The sequence below is a fragment of the Streptomyces sp. BPTC-684 genome, assembly GCF_030028635.1.
GTDB classification, from domain to species: Bacteria; Actinomycetota; Actinomycetes; order Streptomycetales; family Streptomycetaceae; genus Streptomyces; species Streptomyces noboritoensis.
Window position 1 is genome coordinate 5,985,121 of sequence record NZ_CP124863.1, and the last position, 15,059, is coordinate 6,000,179.

11 protein-coding genes and 1 pseudogene are annotated in these 15,059 nt (G+C 72.0%); 4 read left to right on the forward strand and 8 right to left on the reverse strand.

What is annotated here, in order from left to right:
* Positions 1–64: 64 nt before the first annotated feature.
* Both QIY60_RS26660 and QIY60_RS26665 read right to left on the reverse strand, forming a co-directional pair.
* A complete protein-coding gene (locus tag QIY60_RS26660) occupies positions 65–1,948 on the reverse strand; it encodes an ABC transporter ATP-binding protein (protein ID WP_283144719.1) in 1,884 nt (627 codons plus the stop codon).
* Between the two features lie 344 nt (positions 1,949–2,292).
* Positions 2,293–3,477: pseudogene (locus QIY60_RS26665) on the reverse strand (DUF6777 domain-containing protein); the annotation flags it as partial.
* Positions 3,478–3,874: 397 nt separating this feature from the next.
* Between QIY60_RS26665 and QIY60_RS26670 the strand changes: the two are divergent.
* On the forward strand, positions 3,875–5,074 hold the full coding sequence (locus QIY60_RS26670) for a streptophobe family protein (protein WP_283146080.1): 1,200 nt from the start codon (positions 3,875–3,877) through the stop codon (positions 5,072–5,074).
* A 16-nt stretch (positions 5,075–5,090) separates the two neighbouring features.
* Here QIY60_RS26670 and QIY60_RS26675 read toward each other — a convergent pair whose 3' ends face one another.
* From QIY60_RS26675 to QIY60_RS26685, 3 genes are read right to left on the reverse strand one after another with little or no spacing between them, the layout of a single operon-like run.
* Positions 5,091–6,089 (reverse strand): serine/threonine-protein kinase, encoded by a 999-nt coding sequence (locus tag QIY60_RS26675; protein ID WP_283144720.1) that lies wholly within the window; start codon positions 6,087–6,089, stop codon positions 5,091–5,093.
* Positions 6,089–6,694, reverse strand: a complete 606-nt coding sequence (locus QIY60_RS26680; RefSeq protein ID WP_283144721.1) for a hypothetical protein — start codon at positions 6,692–6,694, stop codon at positions 6,089–6,091. The genes QIY60_RS26675 and QIY60_RS26680 overlap by 1 nt, the downstream gene beginning before the upstream one ends.
* Before the next feature lie 9 nt (positions 6,695–6,703).
* On the reverse strand, positions 6,704–9,055 hold the full coding sequence (locus QIY60_RS26685; protein WP_283144722.1) for an FHA domain-containing protein: 2,352 nt from the start codon (positions 9,053–9,055) through the stop codon (positions 6,704–6,706).
* 238 nt (positions 9,056–9,293) lie between these two features.
* On the opposite strand from QIY60_RS26685, the gene QIY60_RS26690 reads away from it, so the two are divergent.
* The gene (locus QIY60_RS26690; protein WP_283144723.1) at positions 9,294–10,679 is read left to right on the forward strand and encodes a vanadium-dependent haloperoxidase; all 1,386 of its coding nucleotides are present in this window, start codon (positions 9,294–9,296) and stop codon (positions 10,677–10,679) included.
* A 53-nt stretch (positions 10,680–10,732) separates the two neighbouring features.
* Here the strand turns inward: QIY60_RS26690 and QIY60_RS26695 are convergent, their stop codons facing one another.
* Genes QIY60_RS26695 through QIY60_RS26705 form a run of 3 tightly spaced genes read right to left on the reverse strand, consistent with a single transcriptional unit; the run spans position 10,733 to position 13,159 of the window.
* On the reverse strand, positions 10,733–11,524 hold the full coding sequence (locus QIY60_RS26695) for an amino acid ABC transporter ATP-binding protein (protein ID WP_283144724.1): 792 nt from the start codon (positions 11,522–11,524) through the stop codon (positions 10,733–10,735).
* 7 nt (positions 11,525–11,531) lie between these two features.
* Positions 11,532–12,332 (reverse strand): amino acid ABC transporter permease, encoded by an 801-nt coding sequence (locus QIY60_RS26700; RefSeq protein ID WP_229848722.1) that lies wholly within the window; start codon positions 12,330–12,332, stop codon positions 11,532–11,534.
* On the reverse strand, positions 12,329–13,159 hold the full coding sequence (locus QIY60_RS26705; RefSeq protein WP_283144725.1) for a transporter substrate-binding domain-containing protein: 831 nt from the start codon (positions 13,157–13,159) through the stop codon (positions 12,329–12,331). Before QIY60_RS26705 ends, QIY60_RS26700 begins: the two co-directional genes overlap by 4 nt.
* Positions 13,160–13,382: 223 nt before the next feature.
* On the opposite strand from QIY60_RS26705, the gene QIY60_RS26710 reads away from it, so the two are divergent.
* Positions 13,383–14,207, forward strand: coding sequence for an SAM-dependent methyltransferase (locus QIY60_RS26710; protein ID WP_283144726.1), 825 nt, complete (start codon positions 13,383–13,385; stop codon positions 14,205–14,207).
* Between the two features lie 179 nt (positions 14,208–14,386).
* Complete coding sequence (locus QIY60_RS26715) at positions 14,387–15,058, forward strand: DUF6445 family protein (protein ID WP_283144727.1); 672 nt, start codon at positions 14,387–14,389, stop codon at positions 15,056–15,058.
* The last annotated feature ends 1 nt before the right edge of the window (position 15,059 follow it).

Here is a 15,059-nt window from a genome sequence, read left to right on the forward strand (position 1 = left end):
GCGCGGCGGTCCGGCCGCGCGCCCGCACGCCCCTGTCCGCCGGGCCGTTCACGAGCCTCTTGGGCTACCGGTCCTGCGACAGCGCGTGCAGCTCGCTGAACAGACCCCCCGAGTGCAGCAGGTCCTCGTACGTGCCCTGTTCGGTGATGCGGCCCCTTTCCATCACCACGATCCGGTCCGCCATGCGGGTGTTCTCGATGCGGTGGGTGACCACGATCGTGATGCGGTCGCGGGCCATGCCCTTGAGGACCGTGAACATGCGGTGCTCGCCGCGTGCGTCCATCTCCGACGTCGGCTCGTCCAGGATCAGGACCGGTGGGCGGCGGTAGAGCGCGCGGGAGCAGGCGACGCGCTGCCACTGGCCGCCGGAGAGCTCGCTGCCGCCCCACAGCTCGCGTGCCAGCAAGGTGTCGAGGCCGTGGGGCAGTTCCTCGACCGCCGTGCGCATGCCGACCGCGTCCACCGCGTCCCAGACCGGTGTGTCGTGGTGCGTGCGCGGCTGGCCCAGGGTGACGTTCTCCCGTACGGCCAGCGGCCATTGGCCGAAGAACTGCGGGACCAGGCCGGTGCGGCGCCACACCGTCTCCGGGTCGGCGGCCGCCACGTCGACGCCGTCCCAGGCCACCCGGCCCTTGTCGGGGAGGTAGAGGCCGGTGATCAGGCGGGTGAGGGTGGACTTTCCCGAGCCGTTCTCGCCGACCACCGCGACGACCTCGCCCCGGCGCAGGGTGAGCGAGACCCGGTTCACGGCGGGCGCCTCCTTGTCGGGGTACTGGTAGACGACCTCGTCGAGGCGGATCTCCTCCGGCTGCTCGGGGGCGGTCAACTCGCCCCGTTTCGGGGCGCGTTCGGCGGCGAAGTCGAGGAACGTGCGCATGTCCGCCAGGTACAGGCTGGTGTGGAACATCGCCGCCCCGTAGACGACGACCCCCGACAGGGCGCTCAGCGAGCTCTGCACGGCGACCACCGCCGTCGCCGCGACGCCCAGCTCGACCCGGCCGGTGACGGCCAGCCAGGCCAGGGTCGCCCAGGTGGCGAGGAGGAAGGCCCCGCCGAGCGCCGAGGTGGCCAGGGCGATCCGCAGCAGCCGGGGTGCCATCGCGAGGGTGCGGCGGTCGATGCGCTCGGACAGGGAGCGGTACCAGAACATCAGATAGCCGGTCATGCCGTTCGCCCGCACCTCGTCCGCGAGCTTGGGCGTCGTCGCCCACCAGCGCATCATCCCGCGCACATTGCGGTCGCCCACATTGGCGTAGTGCGTCTCGTAGTCGACCCGCGCCGACATCACGGCGCCCGCGCCCGCGGGCAGCACGGCGAGCACGAGCAGGGCGAGCATCAACGGGTGCAGCACCGTGAGGACGCCCGCCGCGGCGGCCATGCGGATCACCGCCGCCATGAACTGCTGGGCGTCGCGGACCATCAAGTTGGTGCGCATCACGCCCATCTCGGCCGCCTCCTGGCGGTCCGCGAACCCCTCCTCGCCGTACGCGGCCGCCTCCACGCGGCACACCGCCTCGACCATGTCGGCGTCGGCCGCCGTGGTCAGCAGCGGGGTGATCCTGCCCTCCGCGTACGACGCGAGCGCGGACGTCACGCGCGCGACGCCGACCGCGACGGCGATGACCACCAGCGCCGGCAGCGCCGCGTCGATCCGGTCGGCCGCCCGGCCCTCGCCCAGGATTGGCGCCATGGCCCGGGAGGTGGCGCCGAGCAGCACCGCCGCCGCGAGCCCGATCACGATCTGGCAGACCAGCAGCAGGAGGACGGACCCCCGGTCGATCCGCCACGCCATCCGGCAGGTCTGCCCCAGCACGGACGGCAGCCGCCCGCACATCTGCCGGAACGACGCCTCGCCGAGCGGGTTCTTCCCGTGGTGCCCCGCGAACGTGATCTCGGCGGGCGGGGGCGGCGGCACCGGGGGCGCCGACGGCGTCGCGTCGCTGCTCACACCCGCCTCCCCGTGTCCGTCCGATCGAACTCCGGCTGATCGAAAGCCGTCTGATCGAACACCAGGTGAACGTCTAAGGCGTGGGTACGGGCATCCATGGCGACTCCTCGGACGGCGGTTGCGGGACCTGACGTATGCACAACGCTGCTGATCAGCACGTGGTCACGGCCGAGTCGTCGAGAAAAAGTTCGATTGTCGAGATGAAACGTTGCGGCGGCTGGACCGGGCGGCCGTGATCCGTAGTTCGAATCACCCGGGAGTGGACCGGCACTCGATACGGGGATTGCCGGGTGGCCGCGGCCTGCCCTATGTGGGCCGGTCCCCGATCAGTAACCGCCCGGCGCCGAGGGCGTGTTGCTCGTCACCGGCGCGTACGGCGTCGAAGTCCCCGGCGGCGTGGTCTTCTTGTCGCCCGCGCCCGTGTCGCCCTTGGGGCGCGAGAACCACTCGTCGCGGTCCGGGTCGAACACGACGAACCTGTCGACCGCGTGGGCGGCGGGGGCGACGACGGCCACGTTCGACGGCCGGTACGCGGGCCAGGCGTCCCCGGTCGGCTTGGGCGTGCCCTGCTGGGCGACCGCCGGCAGCAGCGGGTTCCCGCAGGCGCAGCGCACCCTCGGCACGCCCCGGTCGTCCACGAGCACGGCCGTACCGGCCTGCAGAACGGCCTGGTAGGAGGTTGCGGAACCGTTTCGGTAGCCGTGGTTGGTGACCCTGGTGTCGATGCGGAGCTGTACGGGGGTGAGCGAGCGCAGATACGAGGGCACGGCGTCGGGGGCGACGCCCTCGACGGACGCGAACGCCTTGTTCTTCGCCGGTTCCGCCGTCAGCGCGCCGATCTGCTTCTCCATGTCGCAGCTCGCCCTGTTCCGCGTGCCGCCGTAGAGGCCGGGGGCCGAACCGTCCACGCCGCGCGTCACGTTGGCCGAGGCCGGTGCCGACGCGTTGGGCAGGGACGGCGGGGACGGGGGCGGGGAGCTGTAGCGCGCGCTCGACGAGGTGAAGGGCTCCGGGCCGTCCTTGCCCGCCGCCTGGAGGTAGACCTCGCTGCCCGCGCCCTTCTTGCCGGACGAGCCGTCGGGGCGGGTGAAGACGATGATGAGGGCAACGGCCGCGACGATCGCGCCGGTGGTGAGGGCGATACGGGGGGCCGAGCGCCACCAGGGGCGGTCGGGGCCGCCGTCCTTGCCGGGGGTGCCGCTGTCGCCCTTGCCCTCGCCGGGGCCTTGGTCGCCTGGGTCTTGGGGGCCGCTACCGGACCCGGAGGGTCCGCCTCCGCCGCCCGAGTCGCCTCCACCACCCGTACCCCCCGGGCCCGACGGCCCGCCGCCCCCGCCCGTACCGACCGCGATCGTCTCGTCGTGGCCGCCCCCGCTCCGGCCGTCGTCCTCGCTTCCGTCGCCCCGGTCCGTACCGCCCTGGCCGCCGCCGCTCGGCGGGCCCGTCGGCGCGCCGGGCTGCGAGGGGCCCGAGAGGGGGCCGGACGGGGGGCCGGTGGGGCGGCCGGACGGGGGAGGTTCGACGCTCACGAGCTCTTCTTCCCGGCGTTGGGGTCCCGCGGGTGCGGGGCACTCGGCCGAGGAAGCCCGCGCGACCGTGTGCCCGCCGCAGTGCGGGGGCGGGCGCGGCGGTGCGCGGGCAGGCGGTCCGGCTCGTCCTTCGTGCTTCGTACGCGACGAGCTTCGTGCTTCGTACGCGACGAGTCCGGTGCGTCCTCGACCTGCCCATTGTGTGCCCGGGTCCCGGCGGCCCCGCAAGCTGACGCGGTCGGCCCCCCAGGACGGGCGGACCGCCCCGGGGCTGCTTAGCGTGACAGACGTGAGCGACGTGAGTCAGGACAGACCGCCCGACGAGTCCACGGGGAGGCGACGCGCGCGCCACGGCTGGGTCGAGGCCCTCGCGGCGGTGCTGACCGGTCTGGTCGCCATGGCCGTCGTCGCCGCTCTCGGGCTGCTCGCGGCCGGTGCGGCGGACCTGCCCGACAACGCCTTCCCGCAGGTCGTCGCGGCCGTCGTCGTCATGGCGGTCGGCGGCTCCGTCGACATCAAGGGCGACGCCGGTTTCCTCGGCGACACCAACGCCGACCTGACCGTGCTCCCGCTCTCCGTCACGCTCGTCGGGGCGCTGCTCGTCGCCGCCGGGTTCCTGCGGCCGCTGCGGCACCGGGCCGTGGCGAGCGCCCGCGAACTGGCGGCCTGGGCCGCCCGGGTGGCCGTGCTGTGGCTGCTCGCGCTCCTCGGCCTCTCGTTCCTCGCCCGCAAACGGTTCGCCATCGGGCTGGGGAACGGGACCATCGGCGACATCGGGGATCTGCTGGGCGCCTCGCCCAAGGTCGGGTTCGAGACCGATGTGCCGCTCACCCTGCTCTTCGGGCTGCTGTGGCTCGCCGGGCTGCTGTTCCTCGCCCTGGTGGTCTCCCGCAAGGCACCGCTGCCCGCCCGGCTGCTGCGCTTCCAGGAGTCGGTACGCCCGGCCGCCTTCGCGATGGTCGTGCTGCTGCTGGCGTACGTGGCGCTCGGCATCGTGGTGGGACTCGTCGTCGCGGTGGTCAAGGGGCACACGGCCGAGACCTTCGCGGTGATCCTGCTCGGCCTGCCGAACCTCGTCTGGCTGGCCTTCACGCTCGGGCTCGGCGCCTCCTGGGAGGGCCGGGTGGACGGGCCGTTCGGGCTGCCCATGCCGCACGTACTGGACCAGGTGCTGCGTACCCCCGACCTCTCCACCCTCAACCTGAGCACCCTCGCGGACTACGACGGGCGGGCGTGGTGGCTGCTCGCGGTCGCCGCGGTGCTGGTTCTGGCCGCCGCGTTCCTGCTGGCGGCCCGGTCGCCCGCTCGGGTACGGGCGTGGCAGCACGCCCTGCACATGGCCCTCGCGCTCGCGCTCACCGTGCTGGCCGTCTCTCTGCTCGTCCGGATCTCCGCGCACTACGGCCTGTCGCTGCTCGGCATCGGAGACCTCGGCGGCGGCCTCTCCGGCCAGGTGTCCCTCAAGCCGCGCCTGTGGACGGGGCTGGGCTTCGCCCTGCTGTGGGGCCTGGTCGCGGGCTTCCTCGGCAGCCTGCTCGCCCGGCGCGTCAGGCGGCGCGGGGAGGTGGAGCCGGAGGGGGAGCGGCCGTCGGGTTGAGCGTCCGCCCGCCCCCTCACCGCGCCCCCGGAAACACCGGCCGCGCCCACTCCGGTGGCTCGGGCGGGGGTCCGGGTGGCTCCGGTGCGCCCGCCACCCGCAGATCCACCCGCGTCGGGGGATGGCCTCCCGGACCCACGCCCTTCGCCGCCTCGCGCAGTGCGGCCACGAACGCCAGGCACGAGTCGTACCGGTCGTCCGGGAGCTTGGCCAGTGCCTTCGCCATCACGGCGTCGACCCCGGCGGCGACGTCGGGGCGCTTCTCGGTCAGCGCGGGCGGCTGGTCGTACTGGTGGGCCCACAGCAGTGCCATGTCGTCGTCGCGCTGGAACGGCGGGGCGCCCGCCATCGTCTCGTAGACCACGCACGCGAGGCTGTAGACGTCGCAGCGGCCGTCCACCGGGCGGCCGGAGATCTGCTCCGGCGCCACGTAGTCGAGCGTGCCGACGAACTGGCCGACCGTGGTGAACCCGGTCAGCGACAGCGACTTCTTCGTCAGCCCGAAGTCGGTGAGGTAGACGTGCTCGGGGTGGTCGCTGTCGGTGCCCCGGGCCACCAGGATGTTGCCCGGCTTCACGTCCCGGTGTACGAGGTCGTGCTCGTGGGCGGCGTCCAGCGCGGACGCCACCTGGGCCGCGATCCTGGCCGCCGTGGCGACCGGCAGCGGGCCCTCCTGGTCGAGCAGCGCCCGCAGATCGCGCCCGGCGACGTACCGCATGGCGATGTACAGGACCCCGTCGGTCTCCCCGGCCTCGAAGACCGGCACGATGTGCGGGTGGTCGATCGCGGCGGCCACCCGCGACTCGTGCGTGAAGCGCTGCCGGAACGTGTCGTTGCGGGCGAGTTCGGGGGCGAGCAGCTTCAGCGCGACCGTCCGTTCAAGGCGCAGATCGCGGGCCCGGTAGACCACGGCCATCCCGCCGCGCCCGATCTCGCTCTCGATCCGGTACCCGGCGATCCGCCGCCCGACCAGATCGGAGGGGCGCCCGGCGTACAGGTCGCTCTCGGGTGCCATCAGCCGTCACCGGGCCGGCCACCGGGCCCGTCGCCGCCCGGGCCCACCACCCGGGTCGCGTCGTACGGCGCGGCTTCGGGGCCCTCGTCGGGCGGCACCGCGCCCGCGCGCGCACCGGACGGCGGCCCGGACGCCGCGAACGTGCTCAGCCGCGTCCCGTCGCAGTACACCCACCGCTCGTGCTCCGCGTCGTACAGCCACACCGCCTCGCCGTCGACGACCATCCCGGCCCGCAGCCCCTGGGTGCGCTGCCGGAACGTCCCGCCGTCGAGGCGGCCCGCGGCCAGGTCCTCCGCCGCGCTGCGGTAGCGGCTCAGCATGTCCTGGACCCGGGCGAGGAGCGGACGCGGGTCGGCCGTACGGGCAAGGGGCGCGCCCGGCACCGGCGGCCCCTGCGGAACGGTGACCAGGAGGCGGCCGTCGACCCACGCCGACCAGGCGTTGGCGCACAGGATCCGGGCCCAGTCGCCCCGCCGGTCGATCAGCTGCACCGGCAGCAGCGCGTCCAGCGGCACCGTGGGGCGCCCGGTGTCCGGGCTCTCCCAGGCGGCCAGTCCGCCGGGAGGGACGACATGGGTGGGACGGAAGTCCACGGGAGCGCTCATCGCGGCCGCCTACTTCCGCATCACGGCGGGCTCGTGCCGCCGCAGCAGCCGGGCCACCAGGTAGCCGAAGAGCACCGAAAGGGCCACCAGCATGCCCATGTTGAGCAGCCACACGCCCGTCTCGTGCTTGAACAGCGGGTCGCCCGTCAGCTCGCCCGGCACGATCCTGGAGAGCCCGATCGTGCCCGCCATCCCGCCGAGCGCCCACCGCGACGGGACCAGCCAGGCCAGCTGCTCGATGCCCGGGACGCCGTGCAGCTTCAACAGCGCGCCGCAGAACACCACTTGGACGATGGCGAGCAGCACGAGCAGCGGCATCGTCACCTCCTCCTTGCGCACCAGCGCCGAGACGAGCAGGCCGAGCATCATCGCCGTGAACGCGAGCAGCGCCACCGCCACCGTGATCTCCACCAGCGGCGGCATCACCACGCCCTTGCCGCCCGGAGCGCCCAGATCGACGCCGAGCAGCGCCACCAGCGTCAGGACGACGGCCTGGAGCACGGTGATCGTCCCCAGGACCACCACCTTGGACATCAGATACGCCGATCTGGACAGGCCGACGGCCCGTTCCCGCTGGTAGATCACCCGCTCCTTGACCAGCTCCCGTACCGCGTTGGCCGCGCCCGTGAGCACACCGCCGACGCACAGGATCAGCAGCGCGTTCATCGCCGTCTCCTGGGTCAGCTTGCTGCCCGCCAGCGCCCGCGCCATGGCGCCCATCACGAAGGGCAGCGCGATCATGATGGCGAGGAAGGTCCGGTCGGCGCCGAGCGCGGCCGCGTACCGGCGCACCAGGGTGCCCAGCTGGGCGCCCCAGCTCTGCGCCTTGGGCGGCGGGCCCACGACCCGGGCGGCGGCGCCCCGGTCGAGGTGCGGCTGGGCGCTGGAGCCGACCACGTACCGCTGGTGGAAGGGCGAGCGGGCGTACTCGCCCGCCCAGTCCCGCTCGCGGTCCCGCTCGAAGGCCTCGAACGCCTCCGGCCACTCCCCGAAGCCGAAGAAGCCCAGGGTGTCGCGGGGCGGCCCGTAGTAGGCGATGTGCCCGCCGGGGGCCAGGACGAGGATCCGGTCGCAGACGTCGAGGCTGAGGACGCTGTGGGTGACCACGATGACGGTGCGGCCGTCGTCCGCGAGGCCGCGCAGCATGTGCATCACCGAGCGGTCCATGCCCGGGTCGAGCCCGGAGGTGGGCTCGTCGAGGAAGAGCAGCGACGGCTTGGTCAGCAGCTCCAGGGCGACGCTCACGCGTTTGCGCTGGCCGCCGGAGAGGCTGTGGATGGGCTGGCCCGCGCGCTGTTCGAGACCGAGCTCGCCGATCACCTCGTCGACCCGGGCGCGGCGCTCGGACCTGGCGGTGTCCTGCGGGAAGCGCAGTTCGGCGGCGTAGCCGAGCGCCCGGCGCACGGTGAGCTGGGCGTGCAGGATGTCGTCCTGGGGGACAAGACCGATGCGCTGGCGCAGCTCCGCGTAGTCCCGGTAGAGGTCGCGGCCGTCGTAGAGGACCGTGCCCCGGTCGGCGGGGCGCAGTCCGGTCAGGGCGTTGAGCAGGGTGGACTTCCCGGCGCCGCTCGGGCCCACCACGGCGAGCAGGCACTTCTCGCCGACCGGGAACGACACCTGGTCGAGCAGGGTCTTGCGGCCCCGGTCGACGGCGACCGTGAGGTCCTGGACGTCGAGCGAGACCTCGCCGGTGTCGACGTACTCCTGGAGCTCGTCCCCGACCAGGCAGAACGCCGAGTGGCCGACGCCGACGATGTCGCCCGGGGAGACCCGGGCGCGGGCGACGGGCTGGCCGTTGAGGAAGGTGCCGTTGTGGCTGCCGAGGTCGACGATCTCGTAGCCGCCGTCGGGCAGGGCGCGCAGTTCGGCGTGCCGGCGCGAGACGACCAGATCGTCGACGACCAGGTCGTTGTCGGGGGCGCGGCCGATCCGTACGGTACGGGCGGGCAGCGGCCGTACCGAGGTGGGCTGCCGGAAGGCGCCGGTCGCGGACGGCATGGACACGGCGGACAGCCGCTCCGGGGCGCGGACCGGCGGCGGGGCGCGGCCCACCAGGACGGCACGGGGGCCGTCGGCGGGGCTGCCGAACCGGATGACGCTGCCGGGACCGACGCCCCACTCGTGGACGCGGCGGCCGTCGGCGTACGTGCCGTTGGTGCTGCCCTCGTCCTCGACCGTCCAGTGGCCGCCCGCCACGCGCAGCACCGCGTGGTGCCAGGAGACACGGGCGTCGTCGATGACGATCTCGCTGAGGGGGTCGCGCCCTACGTGGTAGTCCCGGCTCGGACTCATCACCGTGGAGCCGGTGTCGGTCTCCAGGACGAGCTCGGGCGCTGTCGGTGCGGCAGACCGCTCTCCCATGGGGTGAATTCTACCTATCCACCCACTTTCACGCCCTGCGGTGAGCGGCGCCTTACCGGCGGTATACCGCCAGAGTTTACGGTCTGCGTGATCTGCGCCCCAGGGATGACGGCCCATGTCATACGCCTGCCGGATGCGGTACCGAGCCCCCGGCCCCTAGATTGCGGCGCGGAACGCAGAGCACCTCAGCACCACCGCACCACCTCATGGACGCACCGGTAGAGAGGATCTGTTCCACATGCTCCGGATTCGCGAGAAGAGAAGACGCGGCGGCATACGCGCCAAGGCGGTGACCCTGGCGACGGTGTTCGCCACGGCCGCCGGCGCACTCGCGCTCACACCCCAGTCGGCCTCCGCGGCCCCCAACTACACCGGCGACCCGGTGCAGTACTGGAACAACGTGCTGCTCGGCGCGATCAAGACGGCCGGCGGCCCCCCGGGCCCGCTCTCCCGGGCCGCCGCCGAGATGAACGCGGCGATCTACGACGCCGAGAGCTCGTACCAGCTCAAGTGGCACACCATGACGTCCGACCCCTATCTCCAGGCGGTCAACTACGCGGGGTGGCTGGAGGGTCCGGGCGAGGAGGAGCGGGTGATCGGGCGCACCGCCTACAACATCCTGCTCAAGCTCTTCCCCGACCAGACCACGTATCTCGACAACAAGTTCGTCGAGCGGTTCGGCACCAAGCCCACCGACTTCGACCTCCTCGACGTCACCGTGGTCAACACGATGGTCACCAACATGTGGAACTTCCGCAACGCGGACGGCTCCACCGACCAGACCGTCTACACCCCGGACGGCAAGCCCGGCGCCTGGCGGCCCACCAGCTACCCGGACCTGCCGGACCCCGGCTGCAGCCAGGGCGGCCAGGCGGCGAACCCCGAGTGGGGCAAGGTCAAGCCGTGGGCGCTGACCTCCGGTTCGCAGTTCCGGCCGTCGACACCGGGCCAGTACGCCTCGTACGAGAGCCTGCTCGCCAGCCCGGCCTACGCCGACCAGGTCGAGAAGGTGCGCACACTCGGCGCGGCCAACTCCACCGCTCGTACCACGGACCAGACGGCGGCGGCCTGGTTCTGGGCCAATGACGCCAACGGCACCTACAAGCCGCCGGGGCAGCTGCTCGACATCACCGCGCGGGTGGCGCGGGACCGCGGCCTGACGCCGTATCAGAACGCCCGGCTCTTCGCGCTGGTCTCGGTGGCCATGGCGGACGCGGCCATCGCCGAGTGGGACGTGAAGTACCAGACGCCGATCGACCTCTGGCGGCCCGTCTCGGCGATCCGCGAGGGCCTGGGGGACACGGCCTGGAAGCCGCTGTCGGGCAACACGCCGTGCTTCCCGGCCTGGGCCTCGGGGCACTCCGCGTTCGGTGCCGCATGGGCGGGGATCATGCGGCAGTACTTCAAGAGCGACAACATCGCCTTCACCGCCTCGACCGACGACCCGAAGTCCCCGGTCAAGACCCGCACGTTCACCAGCTTCAGCCAGGCCGCGCGCGAGAACGCGGACAGCAGGATCTGGCTCGGCGTGCACTACCCGTGGGACGCGAGCGACGGGTTGACGCTCGGTGAGTCCATCGCGACCTGGGTCTTCACGCACAAGATGAAGGCCGCGGCATCGTGACGCCCTGAGTGCGCGGTGCCCGCCCCCGGGAAGCCGGGGGCGGGCACCACAGGTCAGCCGGGTTCGTCCTGCGGCGGCAGGTGCGAGGTCGGGCGGGCCTCCGCCGCCGGGTCCAGGATGCGGTTGAGGAAGTTCCTGGTCCGCTCCTCGCGCGGGGCGCCCACGACCTGCGCGGCCGGGCCCTGCTCGACGATGACGCCGCCGTCCATGAACACCACCCGGTCCGCGACCTCCCGGGCGAAGCTCATCTCATGGGTGACCACCATCATCGTCATGCCCTCGCCCGCGAGCACCCGCATCACCGCGAGGACGTCCCCGACGAGTTCGGGGTCGAGCGCCGAGGTCGGCTCGTCGAAGAGCATCACCTCGGGGCCCATGGCGAGCGCCCGGGCGATGGCGACGCGCTGCTGCTGCCCGCCGGAGAGCTGCGCCGGATAGGCGTCCGCCTTCTCGGCGAGCCCGACCCGGTCCAGGTTCTCCCGGGCCACGGCGGCCGCCTTCGCCTTGTCCCGGCGCAGCACCCGGCGCTGCGGCAGGACCAGGTTCTCGGTGACCGTGATGTGCGGGAAGAGGTTGAACTGCTGGAAGACCATGCCGATGCGGCGGCGCACCGCGTCGATGTCGACGTCCAGGTCGGTGACCTCGGTGCCGCCGACGAACACCTGGCCCGCGCTCGGCTCCTCCAGGAGGTTCACACAGCGCAGCAGCGTCGACTTGCCCGACCCCGAGGGGCCGATGACGCACACCACCTCGCCCCGGGCGACCTCCAGGTCGATGCCGCGCAGCACCTCGTTGTCCCCGAACGACTTGCGCAGAGCGCGGATCTCGATCTCGTTCTGTGGCATCGCTTCCTCACCTCGCCCGGTCGGCGCGGGCTTCGAGGCGGCGCACCACGAAGCTCAGGGGCACGGTCACCATCAGGTAGCAGAGCCCGGCGACCAGGATCGGGGTGGAGTTGGCGCTCTGGCTGGCCAGGTCCCTGCCGTACTTGGTCAGCTCCCGCTCCTCCAGGGTGACCCCGAGGAACAGCACGAGCGAGGAGTCCTTGAAGAGCAGCACCAGTTCGTTGGTCAGCGGCGGGATGACGATCCGGAACGCCTGCGGGATGATCACCGACACCATGGCCCGGGCGTGCGAGAACCCCAGCGAGCGGGCCGCCTCCATCTGGCCCTTGGGCACGGCCTGGATGCCCGCCCTGATGGTCTCGGCCATGTAGGCCGCGGCGACCAGACCGAGCCCGAGGGCGACCTTTCCGTACGTACCGCCGGGGATCTCCGTGCCGGGGAAGGCCAGCGGCACCGCCACGCCCACGAAGATGAAGATCAGCAGGGCGGGCAGCCCCCGGAACAGCTCGATGTAGATGCCCGCCACCCAGCGGTAGGGCGCCACGGACGAGAGCCGCATCAGCGCGACCACCAGACCGAGCACCAGGCCGAAGGCGAAGCCGGAGAGCGTGTACACCACGGTGTTGCGCAGGGCGATGGTGATGATGTCCGGGAACAGCTTGCCGATCAGGTCGGTCTGCGCGAACTGGTTCTGCAGCCGGTCCCAGTCGGCGAGGACCCCGATGGTGACCAGCACCCCGACGAAGACCGCGTACTGGATGCCCTGCGAGACGCGCCTTCGTTGACGCCTCGTCAGGCGCGAGGTCACGACTGGGCCTTGGGCAGCGGTCCGATCCACTGTTCGTAGATCTTCTTGTACGTGCCGTCCGCCTTGGCGTCGGTGATGGCCTTGTCGATGGCGGCGAGCAGCTTCGTGTTGCCCTTCTTGACCGAGAAGCCGTACTGCTCGCCGGTCGAGATGTTCTCCACCAGGGCGAACTGGTCGGCGTTGGCCTTGTCCTTGAGCCAGCCCTGGACCACCGGGTAGTCGATCACCACGGCGTCCACCTGGCCGGTGCGCAGACCGTTGATCACCGCGTCGGAGCTCTCGAAGGCGACCGGATTGAAGCCCTTGCCCGTGGCGTAGCTCTCGCCGGTGGTCTCGGCCTGGGCGCCGAGCTTCCTGCCCTTGGCCTTGAGGTCGGCCAGCGAGGTGATCCCGCTCTTCTTGGTGGCGAGGAGCGCCTGGGTGGCGTCGAAGTAGGGGACGGAGAAGTCGACGTTCTTCTTGCGCTCGTCGGTGATGGTCATGCCGGCGGCGGCGAGGTCGCACTCGCCGGAGTTGAGGAAGGCACCGGTCTTGAAGTTCTCGAACGGAGTGTCGAGGATCTTCTGTTCGACCTTGAGGTTCTTGGCGACGAGGTCGATCAGGGACACGTCGAAGCCCACGACCTTGCCGTTCTGCTCCGACTGGAACGGCGGATACGGCAGGTGGGTGCAGGTGGTCAGCTTGCCCTTCTTGACCACCGGCACCCCGCCCGCGGCCTCCCCGGCGCCACCACCGCCCGACGAGCAGCCGGTGGCGACGAGCAGCAGCCCGGCCGTAGCGGCTGCGGCGGTGGTCAGATTGCGGATACGGTGAGCCGTCCTGGTCACGGTTGACCTCCTGGATACGGGGGTGGCTGAGGAGCGGAACCGTTCAGCCATGATCGTATGAGACTGGGGGTGACTTCGCCCCTGGACGCGTCAGGCGCGCCGATGACGTCATCCGGACACCCGCCCGTCCGGGACACCGGACGGCTGAGTTCCGGGACGCGGGTCAACTTGGCCATCTAGGCTGATCATTGACAGTTCCACCAGGCCCCAGGAGACGACGCCCGTGACCGAGAACCCGGCCCACCTCGATGCTCCCGAGCACGTTCGGAGCAGAATCAACACCTCACAGCCGCACACGGCCCGGATCTGGAACTACTGGCTCGGCGGCAAGGACAACTACGAGGTCGACCGCGCGGTCGGCGACCAGATCCGCCAGCTCCACCCCGGCATCGGCGACTACGCGCGCGCGGACCGGCTCTTCCTCGGCCGCGCCGTGCGCCACCTGGTGGCCGACCGGGGCATCCGGCAGTTCCTCGACATCGGCACCGGCCTGCCCACCGCCGACAACACCCACGAGGTGGCGCAGCGCATCGCGCCCGAGGCCCGGATCGTCTACGTCGACAACGACCCGCTGGTGCTCGCCCACGCCCGCGCGCTGCTGACCAGCACGCCCGAGGGGCGGACCGACTACCTCGACGCGGACCTGCGCGACGTGGACAGCATCCTGGAACACGCGGCCAAGACGCTGGACTTGAGCCGGCCGGTCGCGCTGATGCTGCTCGGCGTGGTGATCTTCATCGAGGACGACGCCCAGGCGTACGGCCTGGTGCGCAAGCTGATGGACAAGCTGGCCCCGGGCAGCTACCTGGTCCTGTCGCACACGGTGACCCACCCCGAGATGCCGGACGTCGACCAGGCGGTGGCGTTCTGGAACGAGCACGGCACCCCCAAGCTCACCCAGCGCACCCCCGAGCAGACCGCCCGCTTCTTCGACGGCCTGGAGGTCCTGGAGCCCGGCGTGCTGTCGTGCTCGCGCTGGCGGCCCGAGGACGCGACGGACGAGCCGGCCGAGGTGGCCATGTTCGGCGGCGTCGGCCGCAAGGGCTGACCTGCGCCGGGGCCCTCTCCTGGGACGAAAATGGACCGGCCTTTGCCATTGCGGGGACCTCGCGCCGGGATGTCCCCGCAATGCGCCCTTCGTCACCGAGTGGGGCTTCACCGCACCTTGAACCAAGGTTGACCAACTCACGGACGGCGACGCAGGGTTACGGAAGTAAGTTCGGCCGCATGTCCCCCAACCCCTCTGCGCTCCCGGTCCTCCCGTACCGCAAACCCACCCGCGGCCGGGACTACTGGGTCCTCGACGACGTCCTGCCCAACGTCGACGAGGTCCGCGCGCGCTGCCTCGCCAAGGACGACTGGGTCGAGGGATACCCCCGCAAGCCCGAGACCTGGCCGGGGCTGCGCACCATGCCGGGCCTGGAGCCCGCCGAACTCGCCCGGGTGGAGCGGCTGGTCAAGAAGGCCACCGGGGCGCGCGAGCTGTGGCTGCAGAAGGCGCCCGGCGGCGCCACGCTCAACCACAACTGCGTCCAGGTCGTCGGCAGGGACGAGAGCGAGCCGCGCCCGCACACCGACTCGCGCGCGCTGTGCCGGTACGCGGCCGTGCTCTACCTCAACCCGGCCGTGCCCAAGGACTGCGGCACCAGCTTCTACCGGCAGAGCCTGCCCGGCGGCCGTCTCGGCGGCAATCTGGTCGCGGCCCCGCACACCAACCTGGTCGAGGCGCTCGGCACCCGGTTCGTGCCGGCGGACTCCTTCACCGAGGACGTCCGCGTCCCCCACCGCTACAACCGGCTGCTCCTCTACAACGCCAACATGATCCACACCGCGACCGGCTACTGGGGCAGCACCGTCGAGGACAGCCGGATGACGGCCGTCTTCTTCTGGATGGCGTGAC